Source organism: Rhodoferax saidenbachensis, from assembly GCF_001955715.1.
GTDB classification, from domain to species: Bacteria; Pseudomonadota; Gammaproteobacteria; order Burkholderiales; family Burkholderiaceae_C; genus Allorhodoferax; species Allorhodoferax saidenbachensis.
The window spans coordinates 157,655-173,390 of record NZ_CP019239.1 but is presented as its reverse complement, the minus strand read 5'-3'; the positions used below and the strand labels follow the sequence as shown (position 1 = coordinate 173,390).

Sequence of the window (15,736 nt, the reverse complement as noted above, 5' to 3'; positions counted from 1 at the left end):
GGGCTGGCAGCCCATTTTCCTTATAAACACCCTATGTCCTTACTCCCAACCGTCGGCCACCTCATTGGCGGCAAGCTCATCACCACCGGCGAGCGCGCACAAGACGTCTTCAACCCGTCTACGGGCAAAGCAGAGAAACGGGTGCTGTTGGCCCCCAAAGCCACCGTGGAAGAAGCCATTGCCAATGCGCAAGCCGCCTTCCCCGCCTGGCGCAACACCCCCCCGCTCAAGCGCGCCCGCGTGATGGGCAACCTCAAGGTGCTGCTGGAGAAACACGCCGACGAACTCTGCGCCTTGATTACTGCCGAACACGGCAAGGTGCTGAGCGACGCCTTGGGCGAACTGCAACGCGGTATCGAAAACGTCGAATACGCCAGCTACGCCCCCGAACTGCTCAAGGGCGAACACAGCAAAAACGTCGGCCCGGCCATTGATTCCTGGTCCGAGTTCCAGGCGCTGGGCGTCACCGCTGGCATCACGCCCTTCAACTTCCCCGCCATGGTGCCCTTGTGGATGTGGCCCATGGCCGTGGCCTGTGGCAACACCTTTATCCTGAAACCGTCGGAGCGTGACCCCAGCAGTACGTTGCGCATTGCCGAACTGGCGCTGGAGGCCGGCCTGCCACCCGGCGTGCTGAACGTGGTCAACGGCGACAAGGAAGCCGTGGACACCCTGCTGACCGACCCGCGCGTGAAGGCCGTGAGCTTTGTGGGCTCCACCCCCATTGCCGAATACATCTACGCCACCGGCTGCGCACACGGCAAACGCGTGCAGGCGCTGGGTGGCGCCAAAAACCACGCCGTGGTCATGCCCGATGCGGACCTGGCCAATGCGGTCAGCGCGCTGATGGGCGCGGCCTACGGCTCCTGCGGCGAGCGCTGCATGGCGATTCCGCTGGTGGTGGCCGTGGGCGATGCCACGGCCGACGCCGTGATTGCCGGCCTGAAGACCGAAATCGCGAAGATGAAGGTCGGCCCCGGTACCACCCCCGGCATGGACATGGGCCCGCTGGTCACCAAGCCGCACTTCGAGAAGGTGAAGGGGTATGTGGACCAGGGCGTGAAAGAAGGCGCCACATTGGTCGTCGATGGCCGCGGCTTGAAGGTGGCGGGCCACGAAGACGGCTACTACCTCGGCCCCTGCCTGTTTGACAACGTCAAACCCGGCATGGTGATCTACCAGGAAGAAATCTTTGGCCCGGTGCTGGGTGTGGTGCGCGTGAAGACGCTGCAAGAGGCCATGGACATGATCGATGCGCACGAGTACGGCAACGGCACCTGCATCTTCACCCGCGACGGCGAGGCAGCCCGCTACTTCAGCGACAACATCCTGGTCGGCATGGTGGGCGTGAACGTGCCCCTGCCCGTGCCCGTGGCCTACCACTCGTTTGGCGGCTGGAAGCGCTCGTTGTTTGGCGACCTGCACGCCTACGGCCCCGACGCCGTGCGCTTCTACACCAAGCGCAAGACCATCACCCAGCGCTGGCCCTCGGCTGGCGTGCGTGAGGGGGCGGTGTTCAGCTTCCCCAGCAGCCGCTGAACTGGAACCTCCCTAAACCGTTCAAAGGGCTTGCCATCCGGCAAGCCCTTTGAACTTGAAGGGGTGCAGAAACATGCGTTTTGATCGTCCAGCGCATTGGATGCGGCGGACAGTGACGCCGTCATTTGGGTCCTGGACGCGGGGATGCTGGCACCGGATACGGGCATCCAGGCAAGGCTATGACTGCGGACTCCGTTGTGTCACACCATCGCTGCTACAGTCTCGGCTTCCGCCATGGACCAAATCTTCCTAAATTCCCTGCGAAAGACAACGGCGCGCTGGCGCACCGAAGACGCTCTGGTTGCAGACGACGCAACAGGCGTCAATCTATTCCGCTTGCGCATGATGTGGCCCGTGGCCGTCGCGCTGAACGGCGTGCTCCTGATCGTATTCCTGTGGCGCTGGCTGGGCACAGAGCCGCCCCCCGCGCAAGCCGATTGGAATCTGCGGCTGGTCTGGACCCATCTGTTCATCGTTGCCGTGGCACTGGGCATGGGCTGGCTGGCGCACAAGGCGGGCCAACGCCGCCACACGCTCGTGGCCCGCTGGCTGGGCACCGGCAATGCAGCGCTCACCATGCTGATCGGGCTGCTGCTGGTGGCTGTCGACCAAGCCATCACGCCCAATATCACGGCCTTCCTGCTTGCCTGTCTGGTGGCGGGTGGCGTGATGTACCTGCGGCCCCGCGTGGCAGCGGTGTTGTACACCCTGTCGTACCTGGCTTTCTTCAAGGTGATGGGGTGGACCCAATTGCAGCCCGAGCTGCTGCTGTCCAACCGCATCAACGGCCTGGCGGCCTGTGTGCTGGGGTGCGTGGGCTCCTGTTTCATGTGGCGCCAGTTCTGCACCATCCGGCTTCAGCAACGGCAACTGGAAAAAGCCAATGCCGAACTGAACCAGAAGCAGCGCGACCTGGAGCGCCTGACGCGCCAGGATGGCCTGACCGGGCTGTTCAACCGCAACACCTTTGTCGAACTGAGCCGCCGCGAGCTGGACCGCGCCCAGCGCCAGGGCAGTGCCACCACCATCTTGCTGCTGGACCTGGACCACTTCAAACGCGTCAACGACACCTGGGGCCACCCCGCGGGTGACGCCGTGCTGCGCCATGTGGCCACGCTGGCCAGCAGCACCGTGCGCAGCACCGACCTGGTGGGGCGCCTGGGCGGTGAGGAGTTCATCGTGCTGCTGCCCAACACCTCGGCCGAGGCCGGGCGCAGGCTGGCCGAAAAACTGCGTGAACGGCTGGAGGCCTCGGTTGTGGTGTGGGAGGGCACCCGCATCCCGGTCACCGCCAGCATCGGCCTCTCCAGCACCACGGCCAAGGAAAAACGCGACTTCGACACGCTCTACACCGAAGCGGACAAAGCCCTCTACCTGGCCAAACAGCGCGGGCGCAACCGGGTGGTCTGAACACCGTCGCCCCAACTACTCTGGTGGGCGCACCGGGAAAGGAGGCTGCACGGTGCCAAATGCGCCCAAATCGGCCCCGCACACCCCCCTTTCAGGGTGAAGTTGTAGCCCCCCGCAGCCGCTGACAACCGCCTTTCACGTCAACTGGGATAATCGAGGGTTACACGGAACCCTATGGCACTCATTACCCTTCTCGACGCCCAACTCGCATTTGGACACGTCCCGCTTCTCGACCACGCTGATTTTTCCCTCGAAACGCAAGAGCGCGTGGGTCTGATTGGCCGCAATGGCGCCGGCAAATCCTCGATGCTCAAAATCCTGGGCGGCATGGAGCGGCCCGATGACGGCACGCTGCAGGTGCAAACCGGCACACGTATTTCCTACGTCGCGCAGGAACCGCAGCTCGACGCAGATGCTACTGTTTTTATAGCTGTTCGCGCAGGTCTGGAGCGGGTTATCGGCCTGATTGAAGAGTATTGCCTGGGCCACGGCGACCTAGACGCCATGCAAAGCGAGATTGAAACGCTGGACGGCTGGAACTGGGAACAGCGGGTCAACGAAACCCTGCAACGCCTGCACCTGAACCCGGATGCCATCGTCAACACCTTGTCCGGCGGTACCAAAAAGCGCGTGGCATTGGCCCAGGCGCTGGTCGCACAACCCGACGTGCTACTGCTCGACGAGCCGACCAATCACCTGGATCTGGACTCCATCGAATGGCTCGAAGGCCTGCTGGTGGACTTCAAAGGCTCCATCATCACCATCACCCACGACCGTTCCTTCCTGGACAACGTGGCCACCCGCATCGTCGAACTGGACCGCGGCAAGCTGATGAGCTACCCCGGCAACTTTGCCGCCTATCTGCTGCAAAAGGAAGAACAACTCGCACAGGAAGCAGTGATCAACGCCAAAGCCGACAAGCTACTGGCACAGGAAGAAGTGTGGATTCGCAAGGGCGTGGAAGCGCGCCGCACCCGCGCCACCGCGCGCATCGTGCGCCTGGACGAGCTGCGCAGCAAACGCGAAGCCCGTCGCGACGTGGTCGGCAGCGTGAACATGGATGTGAACACCGGCGACAAGAGCGGCAAACTGGTGGCCGAACTCACGCACGTGAGCAAGACCTTCGGCGACCGCAAGATCGTTGACAACTTCACAGCGACGATTTTGCGCGGCGACAAGATTGGCCTGCTGGGCCCGAACGGCGCCGGCAAGACTACGCTGCTGAAGTTGATCCTGGGCGACCACAAGGCCGACCCGGCACCCGCCAACTCGCCCAAGCCAGAACCCGGCCACAGCCCCTGGGGCACGGTACGCCAGGGTGCGAACATCACCGTCGCCTACTTCGACCAGATGCGCAACGCGCTGGACCTGGACGCGACGCTGGAAGACTTCATCAGCCCCGGCTCCGAGTGGATCGAGATCGGCAACCAGAAGAAGCACCGCAAGAGTTATCTGGGTGACTTTTTGTTCTCGCCTGCGCGCGCGACTTCGCCTGTTCGCTCCTTGAGCGGTGGCGAGCGCAACCGCCTGCTGCTGGCCCGCCTGTTCGCCCGCCCGGCCAACGTGCTGGTACTCGATGAGCCAACCAACGATCTGGATATCGACACGCTGGAACTGCTAGAAGACCTGCTGCAAAACTACGACGGCACGGTGTTCCTGGTCAGCCATGACCGAACCTTCCTCGACAACGTGGTCACCAGCACGATTGCGTACGAGGGCGACGCCAAATGGCGCGAGTACGAAGGTGGCGTGAGCGACTGGCTGATCCAGACCAAACGTGCCAATGCGATCAACGCGGCCCAAGGCAAAACCACGGCTAAGCCCTTTAACTACGAGCGTGAGCAGCTACAAAAACAGGAGCAAGCCAGCGCCCAGGTGAACGCACAGGCACCTGCTGCCCCCGCGCCTGCCAAGGCCAAGAAGCTCAGCTTCAAGGAACAGCGCGAGCTGGACAGCTTGCCGGCCACGATTGCTGCACTGGAAGCCGAGCAAAAGGACATCACCGAAGCGCTGGCAGACGGCAGCCTGTACGGCAGTGACAACGCGCGTGCCGTGCAGCTGTCCGAGCGCAACACGCAGATCGACGATGAACTGATGGCCGCACTGGAACGCTGGGAAGCGCTGGGCGGCGTCTAAAAGGCGTTGCCTTTCAAGGGCCCACAAGGAGCAGGACATGTCGATCACGCTGCATATTGGCCAGGAGCAGACCACCGTCACATCCGATGCTTCCACACTGGTGCTGGACCTGGGCAGCACCCGTACCGCCCATGCATTTTTCCGCCACACACCCCCCACACTGGGCGAGCTGGAAAACGCCATCATGGCGGTGGAAGACGAGGTCACGCGTGCGCGCAGTCTGGTGGCCGGTGACCCGACGTTAGAGACCACGGGCATGGCAATCCGCGAGATTGCGCTGCTGGCCGGTGTGCGCGATCAGCCCGTGATGGAACTATCGATAGAGGCCGTGGAGCGCATGTTTGACCTGCTGGCCGCACTGGTGCAAGGCCGCCCTGCTTCCAGCGCCGGGCTGCCCAACACCCGGGAGTTCGCGGCCACGCTACTGATCTTGCGTGAGTTCATGCACCACCTCCAGTTTGCGGCCATCCGCATTGCGGATACAGACGCATAAACCGGTTGAACGCTACGGGTTCAAGCCAAGGTATGTAACCAGGCCGCGTGGTATTTTTCCAGCCCAGGGATGGTCACAGGCGCCACAGGCTTCAAATGGTAGGTAGGCGCGGACACCCCCCAACGGCATAGCGCCCAGGCGCCTCGTGCCGTGCCTTCCAGGTCATCGTGGCTTACCAGACATTGGGAGTCGGGCAGCAAGGCTTGCAGCAGCGTCAGGTACAGCGGGTTCTGCGCCAGTGGGCCTTCCACCACCAGTGTGCGGGGGCGCTGCACACGCTCCCAAAGCCGGTCCACCAGCCATGCCGTCGTTTGGGCGCAGTACAGCGCCGCCAATGCGGCGCGCTGGCCCGGAGGCAAAGCGGCTGACCATGGCCGTGGCAGCGCTTGTCCACCGCGCAACACCTGCCCCTGGCGCCCCATGAACGGACCACCGTGCTCGGCAAACGAGGGCGTGGCCAGCGTGGCGGAATCCACCAGCGCCTGCACATCAACCAGCGTGCCCGCATCGGGCACGGCGCCGTCCAGGAGCGCCGCAAATTCGCGACCACCCATGAAACGTGCGGTCGGCGTGGCGCGGCCCAGCACATCCACATTGGCCAGCATGTCGCGCTCGGCCTGCAGGCTGGCCGTGGGCGCACCGGGCGCCATCAACACGGTCCAAGTTCCTGACGACACCACCGTCAAAGCTGACGATGCTGCCGCCGAGGCGTCCAGGTACCGTGCCAGACAGGCATTGCTGTCGTGCACCCCCACATGCACCTGGCAGTCTGCAGGCAGGCCCCAGGCCATGGCTATGTCTGGACTGACGGTGCCCAGTACTTCCCAGGCAGAACGCAGTGGGGCAAACAATGCGGCCCAGCCTTTAGCCTGTGCCAGTGCGGAAAAGTCACCTCCCTGCGGACGCCAAAGGTGCGTGTGGCAACCCAAGGAAGACACCTCACTGGCAGCCTGCCCACACAGGCGCCAGGCCCAATACTGGGCGTATGGCAACAGGCAGCGCGTGCGCCGCCAGGCGTCTGTGTGCAGGTTTTGCACGTAGAACAATTGGCGCGCGGCATTCAGGCCTGCAGGAAGATCGGGCGACAGGGTTTGCGTAAAACCATCGGCCGCCGCATCAAACGCCCGCGCCAGTAAGGGGTATTGCGCGAGCCCGTCAAACTCGTAATCTACCGGCGCCCAGGCCAGACTTTCATCACCCAGCGCCACCAGTGCAGCGCCGTGGGTGGAGGCAATGGCATGGCTGCAACGTGCGGTGTTGGATGAGGCACGCAGCGTGGTGCGCATCCAGTCTTCGAGCCCATACACGTCCAACGCCGGGTAGCCCAGCGGCGAGATCACGCTGGCATTGTCACGGCCATGGCGTTCCACCACATGGCCGCGCTCATCCACCATCAGCAGCTTGGCGTGGCTTTTTCCAATATCGATGACCAGTGTGAGGGCGTCGATCAGTGTGTCGTTCAGAGCCACGGCAGTCAGTCCATATGAAACATGCAGGGCAGCGCTTCCACCACGGGTGAACCGTCGGGGTTGGACCGCATGATGTCCGTCATATAGGCCCACCAGCGCTGCATCACCGGGTGCGCAGGCAGCGTATCCATGGTGTGGCCCGCAGTGCGGCGCAACACGGCAAACAGCACGTGGTGTTCTTCATCAAGATAGATACTGTAGTCACGCACACCTGCTGTCTTCAGCAGTGCCGAAAGCTCGGGCCAGATGGTGTCGTGCCGTTGCTTGTATTCCTCCACGCAGCCGGGGTTCAGGAACATGCGAAAGGCAATTTTTTCCGTGCTCATGCCATGGCTCCCCGGCGGCGCAGCAGGCGCGGCAAGACCATGGAGACGATCAACAAAACCCCCACCACCATCGACATCACGATGCCGGTGACATTGGCCATGCCCATGCCAAACGTGAACAGGCCCAACAGCAAGACCGCCAGCATGGTGCCCACGATGCTGCCGCGCCCACCTTCAATGGCCACGCCACCCAGAATCACCATGGTGATGGCGTCCAGCTCCCAGCCCATCGCAATATTGGGGCGGGTGCTGCCAATGCGGCCCGTCAGCAAGATGGCAGCCACCGCCGCCATCAGGCCGGCAAACACAAACAGCGCAAAGCGGTAGCGGTCGGCCTCGATACCGGAGAAACGTGCAGCCACCGGGTTGGCGCCAATCGCATAGATGCGTCGGCCCATGACGGTGCGGTGCAGGAACAGGCCCACCGCCAGTGCAAATACCATCAGCAGCACGAACTCGATGGGGATGATGAGCCAACGCACACCGATGACTTCACCCAGGTAGGAGTTGCCCAACGTGGAGAAGACTTCCGGATAACCCGAGATGGACTGGTCGCCCAATGCAACCAGCGCCAGCCCGCGGTACAGCGACAGCGTGCCAATGGTGACCACGATGGACGGCAGCTTGTAACGCGTGACCAGCACGCCATTCACCGCGCCGGCCAGTGCACCGGTCAGCAATCCAGCCGCCGTAATGCCCCAGGGCCCGAAGCCGGCCCGCATGCTGTAGCCCATGGCCAGCGAACAGAGCGCCAGGATTGCAGCGATGGACAAATCAATTTCACCGCAGACGATCAACAGCGCAATGGCCAGTGCGAGCAGGCCCTTTTCGCTGAAGTTGAAGGTGCTGTCTGCCAATGTCTCCGCGCTCATGAAGCCGGGCTGGTAAATACCAAACACCACCAACAGCAAAACCAGCAGTGCCAGCAGCACGCGCTCCCAGGTGTTCCACGCTTTCATACCGCTGCTCCTTGCCGTTCCAGTATCTGCCGGCCAGCGCGCCGCTCCGAGCGCGCATTTACCGCCACGGAGATCAAGATGACGGCGCCCGAGATGGCCTGCTGCCAGAACGGCGAGACCTGGATCACCGGCAGCGCGCCGTTGACCACGCCGATAAACAACACGCCCAGCGCAGCACCGAGCACCGAGCCGACACCACCGCCGATGCTCACACCACCAATCACACAGGCTGCCACCACGGTGAGTTCATAACCCGCCGCCAGCTCGGTATAGGCAATGGAATAGCGCCCCACCCACAACAAACCGGCCAAGCCAGCCAGCATGCCCGACAGCGTGTAGACCAGGCGCAAACGTGCCGGCACATTGATGCCGACATAGGTGGCGGCGTTGGGGTTGCCACCCAGCGCGTAAATCTCGCGGCCTTCCTTGCGCAGCTTCAGGAACACGGCGCTCAGGGCCAGCACCACCAGTGCAAACCACACCAGCGCCGGCAAGCCCAGCCAGACCTCGCGCGGCAGGCCTTTGATGCCGACATGGATGTCCTGGTCCGAAATCCAGGCGCCCTTGCTGGCCACAAAAATGGCGCCACGGTAGGCCGACAGGGTGCCCAGCGTCACCACGATGGGTGGCAGGTTGAAGCCGGTGATCAGCCAGCCGTTCAGGCTGCCCAGCAGCGCGCCCACGGCCAGCGCCATGGCAATCAGCACCACGATGTGCACGCCCGGGAAGGCCCGCCCCATCAGCGCACAGGCCATGCCGGTCAGCGCGAGGTTGGAGGCCACGGAGAGGTCGATGCCGCGTGTCAGCAACACCAGCATTTGCCCCATCACCAGAATCGCCAGAATGGCCGAGTCGTTGGCAATGTCCATGCCATTGCGCCAGGTCAGGAACACCGGCGCTCTGGCGCCCACGGCCAGCACGATCACCACAATGATGGCCAGCAGCAGCCACTCACGGCGTATTTGCAAAATCGGTTTCATGCGGCGAGTGCCTCCAGTACCGCATCGCTGGGCGTGGCATTGAGCCCCGACGCCGCAGCAACGATGTTCTCAGCATGCAGATTGCCTTTGGCAAACTCGGCGACCTGCAGGCCCCTGCGCATCACGATGACGCGGTGCGCCAGGTGCATGACCTCGGGCAACTCGGAAGAAATCAGAATCACCGCCAGCCCCTCTTTCACCATCTCGGCAATCAATTGGTACACCGCCTGCTTGGCACCCACGTCAATGCCCTTGGTGGGCTCGTCCAGAATCACGATCTTCGGGTCCAGCCCCAGCCACTTGGCAATCACCACCTTTTGCTGGTTGCCGCCCGACAAGCCCGACAGCGGCGTGTGCGGCGACTGGGTCTTGATGCGCAGCCGCTCGATCATGCGCTGGCACAGCCCCGACTCCTTGATCGCCGACAGCCACGGGCCGGTGGCAAAGCGCGACAGGCCGGCCAGGCTGATGTTGTCCTGCACCGAGAAACTCAAGATGCCGCCCTGGCGCTGGCGCTCTTCGGGCACGTAAGCGATGCCGGCCGCGATCGCATCGCCGGGGCGCTTCGCATCCAGCTTGTGGCCCATGACCCGGAAGTCACCCGTGGCCTGCGGGTTCAGACCCATGATGGCCAGCATGGCCTCACTGCGGCCCGAGCCGATCAGGCCGTAGAAACCCAGAATTTCACCGCGCCGCAAATCAAACTGCAAGTCCTTGAATTCGGTGGGGTGCGACAGGTTTTTCACCGACAGCACCACCTCACCCGGCACGGAGTCAATCTGCGGGTAGATCTGGTCGATGGCGCGGCCTGCCATCAGGCGTACCAACTCTTGTTCGGTGGCGTCTGCAATGGCGCCGGTGCCGACAGCCGCGCCGTCGCGCAAGACCAGATAACGGTCCGCCAACGCAAAAATTTCGTCGAACTTGTGGGTGATGAAAATGACACCCACGCCCTGGTCACGCAACTTGCGCACGATGCCGTAGAAGTCACGAATCTCGGCCTGCGACAGAGCTGCTGTGGGCTCATCCAGAATCACCACCAGCGCCTTTTGCGAGAGCGCGCGCGCAATTTCCACCAGATGGCGCTCGGCCAGGCTCAGGTCCTTGACGAGAGTCGTCGCGGTAAAGCGCGCACCGATATCCGTCAGCCCGGTCTGGGCCTGCGCGTTCATCGCGGCCCAGTTCACAAACGGACCGCGCATGAGATGACGGCCCACAAAAATATTCTCGGCCACGCTGAGTTCTTCGAACATCACCGTTTCCTGGTGCACGGCCAGAATGCCGGCGGCCTGCGAGTCTTGCGCGCTGGTAAAGCGCTGTGGCACACCTTGTAATTGAATCGCGCCCTCTTCCATGGGCACCACACCAGTCAACATCTTCACCAGTGTGGATTTGCCGGCACCGTTCTCGCCTACCAGCGCTAGCACTTCACCGGCGCGTAGCTCCAGGTCAACCCCGCGCAGGGCACGGGTGGCGCCATAACTCTTGGCCACCCCACGCAGACTCAGCAACACATCAGACATCAAAGGGTTCCAGTTTCCAAAAAAATACCGCCATGCTCGCACGGATCGTGTGTACGCCGCTGCCAGCGGGGTAGCTGTTTCCGTCCGTGTCCCCCGCCCTACGGGCTCCTCCTTTACCTACCGGAAACATCCACCCCACTGTCATCGGCAGCCAAGGCTGTTGGTACGCAATGACTGAATAGCCGTGGTGCGCCAACATGGCTTGCGGACGCAGGACGATGGGGTGCTCAGCGCAGTGAGGTAAAGGAGGAGGGCTGGGCTCCGCCCAGTCCGGGGGACACGAACGGAGCTGGGTACCCCGTCGGCCTGTGTCCCGAAGTAACGCAGGCCCAACGGGTACCCCACAACCCCATCAGAAGAACTTGGCGAACTTCTCCACGTTGCTGGCGTCGTAGGTGAAGGGCTCAGACATCGCCGCTTCGCCATTCGCATCCAGCGTGACGGTACCGACACGGCCCAGGGACACCTTGTCGCCCGCCTTGCCAGTGACCTTGCCGGAGATGAACTGGCTTGCCGCCATGATGGAGGAGTAGCCCAGGTCGATGGGGTTCCAGATCGCAAAGGACTTGACCGCGCCGCTCTTGACGTGACCCGCCATTTCGGACGGCAGACCCAGGCCGGTCACATAGATGGATCCGACCTTCTTCTCATCCTGCACGGCCTTGGCGGCAGCAGCCACACCCACGGTGGTGGGCGCAATGATGGCCTTCAGGTTGGGGTAGCTCTTGAACAGGCCCTGGGCTTCGCGGTAGCTCTTGTCGGTCTGGTCATCACCGTAGACCACGCTCACCAGCTTGAGGCCCTTGTAGGCCGGCTGGGCCAGGACCTTCTTGGCTTCTTCAATCCAGATGTTCTGATTGGTGGCCTGGGCAGTGGCGGACAGAATGGCGACTTCGCCGTTGTCACCAATCGCCTGTTGGGTCATCTTCACCAGCTTCTCGCCGATCAGCGGATTGCTGGAGGGGTTCAGGTGCATCATGCGGCCGTCTTTGCGCACGCCGGAATCAAACGAGATGACTTTGATACCACGCTCCATAGCGCGCTTGAGCGAGGGGGCCAGCGCGTCGGGGTCGTTGGCGGAGATCACGATGGCGGACACTTTTTGCGCGATCAGCGAGTTGACGATTTCAATCTGGCCTTCGGCAGTCGCTTTGGCGGGGCCGGTATAGATGACTTCGACGTTCTTGAGCTCTTTGGCGGCTTCCTGGGCACCCTGGTTGGCGGCATCAAAGAACCCATTGCCCAGGCTCTTGACCACCAGGGCAATCTTGTCAGCGGCCATCACAGGGCTCACCAGGGCGGCGCTCAAGGCAACGGCCAGCAGTGTCTTCAGTTGTTTCTTCATGTGTGTCTCCAGATTTTTAATTAAACATGCATGGCCCGAGGGCCGGTCTCGATACCCGTTGCACAACCGGTTGTGCACCTGCCGGATTCGATGGGGATGTGGTGCTTGCCCATGCAGGCACCTTCAAACAATGCCGCCGCCACCGCCGATGACGACCGGGCGGTCTTTGGCCACACGTTGGCGGTAAGCGCTGGCGCGGTAGGCGCCAACCGGGTCGATGGCACCACCCGCATCCAGGCGCACGCGCTGCAGGATGGGGGTGACGTCGGTTTCAAACCCGCGCTTGAGCGCCTGGGTGGCCAAGAGAGCGTCGTTGGCATCCTGCGCGGCATCCAGCGCCGTGCGGTCCACGATCAGGGCTTGCGCATAACTGCGCTGCACCTGGGCGGCGCTGGTCATCAGGCTCTCGATGGGGTCGGTCACGTTATGGCTCTGGTCCAGCATGTAGGCTGGGTCGAACCCGGCCACCTTTTCATGCGCGGCCGCCACCAGCTCGTTGAACACCAGGAACAGGCGATACGGCGCAACGCTGCCAGCATCCAGATCGTCGTCACCGTACTTGCTGTCGTTGAAATGGAAGCCTGCCAGTTTGCCCGCAGCAATCAGGCGCGCCACGATCATTTCAATGTTCACATTGGGCGCGTGGTGGCCCAGATCCACCAGACACTGCGCCTTGGGCCCCAGTGCGCTGGCGGCCAGATAGCTGGAACCCCAGTCCTGGATGACGGTGCTGTAAAACGCGGGCTCGCAAATCTTGTGCTCCAGAAACATGCGCCAGTCGCCCGGCAGGGCGGCGTAAATCTCGCGCGCGCTTTCCAGGTAGCGGTCAAAGGCGCGGCGGAAATGCTGCTGGCCAGGGAAGTTGCTGCCGTCGCCAATCCACACCGTCAGCGCCTTGCTGCCGATCTGTTGGCCGATCTCAATGCATTCAATGTTGTGCGCCACGGCCTGCGCGCGGGTGCCGGCGTCACCGTGGGTCAGGCTGCCGAACTTGTAGCTGTGCGCCTGGCCGCTCTGGTCAGAAAACGTGTTGGAGTTGATGGCGTCAAAGCCCAAGCCGTAGCGGGTCGCGGTCTCACGCAGGGCTTTCCAGTCGCTGGTCTTGTCCCAGGGGATGTGCAAAGACACGGTGGGCGTGGCGCACGCCAGTTGCTGGATCACGCCGCAGTCCTGCAGCTTGTCAAACACATTGCGCGGCTCACCCAGGCCGGGGAAGCGCGCAAAGCGGGTGCCGCCCGTGCCCACGCCCCAGCTGGGGATGGCCACACCAAAGGCCGCCACTTTTTTGCGCACCACATCGATGTCGATGTTGCGCCGCGCCAGTTGTTCGCCCAGATGCTCGTAGTCGTTGGCCGCGTGGCGCAACTGGCTGTTGTTATGGTCCTGGATCAGGCCCGCGTCTATCAATGTCATCGTGTCTCCTCGTGCCCTGCGGCACTTGTTTTTATCGGGTGAAGGCGGCCAGGTTGCCGGCGTCCACATTCAGGATATTGCCGGTGCTCTTGGCACTGAGCTGCTCTGCGGCAAAGAAATACGTGGCCTCTGCAATGTCTTCGGGGAAGACGCTGCGCTTGAGCATGGAACGGTCGCGATAAAACGCTTCTAGGTCCTGCTCGCCAATCTTGTTGGCCGCAGCGCGCTCTTCACTCCACTTGCCGGTCCAGATCTTGGAGCCACGGATCACCGCGTCGGGGTTCACCACGTTGGAGCGTATACCCAGCGGCGCGCCTTCAAGTGCAAAGCTGCGGCTCAGTTGAATTTCTGCGGCCTTGGCAGCGCAGTAGGCGGTGGCCTGGTTGCTGGCGACCATGCCGTTTTTGCTGGCAATCACCACAATGCTGCCGCCCGCGCCCTGCGCCTTCATCAGACGGAACGCTTCACGGCCCACCAGGAAATAACCCGTGGCCAGAATGCTCTGGTTGCGGTTCCATAGTTCCAGGCTGGTGTCTTCCAGCGGTGCGGCGGACGCAATACCAGCGTTGCTGACCAGAATGTCCACACCGCAAAACTCCAGCGCTGCACGGTGGTAGGTAGCGATCACGCTGGCTTCGCTGGTCACATCACAGTGCACGCCGCGCACATGGTCTTTGCCATGGGCTTTGGCCAGATCGGCCGTCACCGCATCCAGCGCGGTCTGGTCGATATCGGCCAGCACCACGCAGGCGCCTTCGGCCAGCATGCGCCGGGCAATCGCCTGGCCGATGCCACCGGCGCCACCGGTGACCAGGGCCACCTTGCCGACCAGGGGTTTGGGCTTGGGCATGCGCTGCAGCTTGGCTTCTTCGAGCAGCCAGTATTCGATGTCAAACGCCTCCTGCTCGGGCAGGCCGACATAGGTGTTGATGGCGTTGGCGTCACGCATCACGTTGATGGCGTTGACATAGAACTCGCCGGCAATACGCGCCGTAGCCTTGTCTTTGGCAATGGACACCATGCCGATGCCGGGCAGCAGGATGATGACCGGATTGGCATCGCGGATGGCCGGGCTGTTGGCGCGCTTGCAGCGCTCGTAATAAGCGGTGTAGTCGGCGCGGTAAGCCACCAGCTTGTCTTCCAGCGCCTTGACCAGTTCCGCACCCTGCAGTGTGTAGACCGCTTCTTCCACGATCAGCGGGCGAATCTTGGTGCGCAAGAAGTGGTCGGGGCACGACGTGCCCAGCGCCGCCAGCGGTGCCAGATCGCGGCTGTTGACGAATTCCATCACCGTGGCCTGGCGGTCCACGTGCAGCAGCTTGTGGCCGCTCTTGGAGGCCAGACCGCGCAGCACGGGCAGCACCCGTGCCAGTGTGGCGTCTTGCTCTGCGGTGGCCAGCGACTTGCGGGCTTCCCCGCCAAAGCTGACAGCCTTGCGTGCCACGCGTTCGCGGCTCAACCAGTCCTGCGCATGGGCAATCACGCCCACGGTGTTTTCATAACAGGCGCGGGCATCGTCGCCCCAGGTGAACAGGCCGTGGCCTGCCAGCACCAGGCCACGCTGGCCGGGGTGGGCCGCCTGGTAGCGCTGCAGCATCAGGCCCAGCTCGAAACCGGGCTTGCGCCAGGGCAGCCAGCCCACGGTGCCGTCAAAGATTTGCTGGGTGAGCTTCTCGCTGTCAGCCATGGCGGCGATGGCGATCACCGCGTCAGGGTGCATATGGTCCACATGCGCAAAGGGCAGGTAGGCATGCAGCGGGGTGTCGATGCTGGCGGCGCGCGGGTTGAGGTTGAAGGTGCAATGCGGCAGGTAGCCCACCATCTCGTCTTCATGCTCGGGGCCGCGGTAAATGCCTTGCAGCGCCAGCAGCTTGTCCATGTACAGCGTGGAGAAGCCGTCCAGCTTCATGGAGCCGACGTCGCCGCCTGAACCCTTGACCCACAGCACCTGCACGTCCTGGCCGGTGAGCGGGTCTTTTTGGGTGATCTTGGCGGAGGTGTTGCCGCCGCCGTAGTTGGTGATGCGCAGGTCGGAGCCCAGCAGGTTGGAGCGGTACAGCAGCAGTTGCGCGGCGTCCAGGGTGGCGGCACGGTCGGCATCCCAACGCGGGAAGGCCAGTGGAGGAGTCGGTGTGGTCATGGA

The 15,736-nt window shown here is 63.0% G+C and carries 12 protein-coding genes; 4 read left to right on the top strand and 8 right to left on the bottom strand.

Features of this window, described 5'->3' with window-relative positions; all coding sequences use genetic code 11:
* The first annotated feature begins 33 nt into the window (after positions 1-33).
* From RS694_RS00890 to RS694_RS00875, 4 genes are all read left to right on the top strand, one after another.
* A complete protein-coding gene (locus tag RS694_RS00890; RefSeq protein WP_029707974.1) occupies positions 34-1,539 on the top strand; it encodes a CoA-acylating methylmalonate-semialdehyde dehydrogenase in 1,506 nt (501 codons plus the stop codon).
* Positions 1,540-1,773: 234 nt separating this feature from the next.
* A complete protein-coding gene (locus tag RS694_RS00885) occupies positions 1,774-2,949 on the top strand; it encodes a GGDEF domain-containing protein (RefSeq protein WP_076069205.1) in 1,176 nt (391 codons plus the stop codon).
* Positions 2,950-3,123: 174 nt separating this feature from the next.
* Positions 3,124-5,085: an ATP-binding cassette domain-containing protein gene (locus tag RS694_RS00880; protein ID WP_029707976.1), complete on the top strand. Its 1,962-nt coding sequence runs from the start codon at positions 3,124-3,126 to the stop codon at positions 5,083-5,085.
* A 37-nt stretch (positions 5,086-5,122) separates the two neighbouring features.
* Positions 5,123-5,578 (top strand): hypothetical protein, encoded by a 456-nt coding sequence (locus RS694_RS00875; protein ID WP_037247385.1) that lies wholly within the window; start codon positions 5,123-5,125, stop codon positions 5,576-5,578.
* A gap of 20 nt (positions 5,579-5,598) precedes the next feature.
* Here the strand turns inward: RS694_RS00875 and RS694_RS00870 are convergent, their stop codons facing one another.
* The 8 genes from RS694_RS00870 to RS694_RS00835 form a co-directional block, all read right to left on the bottom strand.
* Positions 5,599-7,047, bottom strand: coding sequence for an acetate and sugar kinases/Hsc70/actin family protein (locus tag RS694_RS00870; protein WP_081708639.1), 1,449 nt, complete (start codon positions 7,045-7,047; stop codon positions 5,599-5,601).
* Positions 7,048-7,052: 5 nt separating this feature from the next.
* Positions 7,053-7,373, bottom strand: coding sequence for an L-rhamnose mutarotase (rhaM, locus tag RS694_RS00865; RefSeq protein WP_029707981.1), 321 nt, complete (start codon positions 7,371-7,373; stop codon positions 7,053-7,055).
* Entirely contained in the window at positions 7,370-8,332 is a 963-nt protein-coding gene (locus tag RS694_RS00860; protein ID WP_029707983.1) for an ABC transporter permease, read from the bottom strand. The genes rhaM and RS694_RS00860 overlap by 4 nt, the downstream gene beginning before the upstream one ends.
* The gene (locus RS694_RS00855) at positions 8,329-9,312 is read right to left on the bottom strand and encodes an ABC transporter permease (protein WP_029707985.1); all 984 of its coding nucleotides are present in this window, start codon (positions 9,310-9,312) and stop codon (positions 8,329-8,331) included. The genes RS694_RS00860 and RS694_RS00855 overlap by 4 nt, the downstream gene beginning before the upstream one ends.
* Complete coding sequence (locus RS694_RS00850) at positions 9,309-10,835, bottom strand: sugar ABC transporter ATP-binding protein (protein WP_029707987.1); 1,527 nt, start codon at positions 10,833-10,835, stop codon at positions 9,309-9,311. The genes RS694_RS00855 and RS694_RS00850 overlap by 4 nt, the downstream gene beginning before the upstream one ends.
* A gap of 352 nt (positions 10,836-11,187) precedes the next feature.
* Positions 11,188-12,180 carry a rhamnose ABC transporter substrate-binding protein gene (rhaS, locus tag RS694_RS00845; protein WP_029707988.1) on the bottom strand — a complete coding sequence of 331 codons (993 nt, stop codon included), beginning with the start codon at positions 12,178-12,180 and terminating at the stop codon, positions 11,188-11,190.
* A gap of 123 nt (positions 12,181-12,303) precedes the next feature.
* A complete protein-coding gene (gene rhaI, locus RS694_RS00840) occupies positions 12,304-13,593 on the bottom strand; it encodes an L-rhamnose catabolism isomerase (RefSeq protein WP_029707989.1) in 1,290 nt (429 codons plus the stop codon).
* Between the two features lie 31 nt (positions 13,594-13,624).
* A complete protein-coding gene (locus tag RS694_RS00835) occupies positions 13,625-15,733 on the bottom strand; it encodes a bifunctional rhamnulose-1-phosphate aldolase/short-chain dehydrogenase (protein ID WP_029707990.1) in 2,109 nt (702 codons plus the stop codon).
* Positions 15,734-15,736 lie beyond the last annotated feature (3 nt).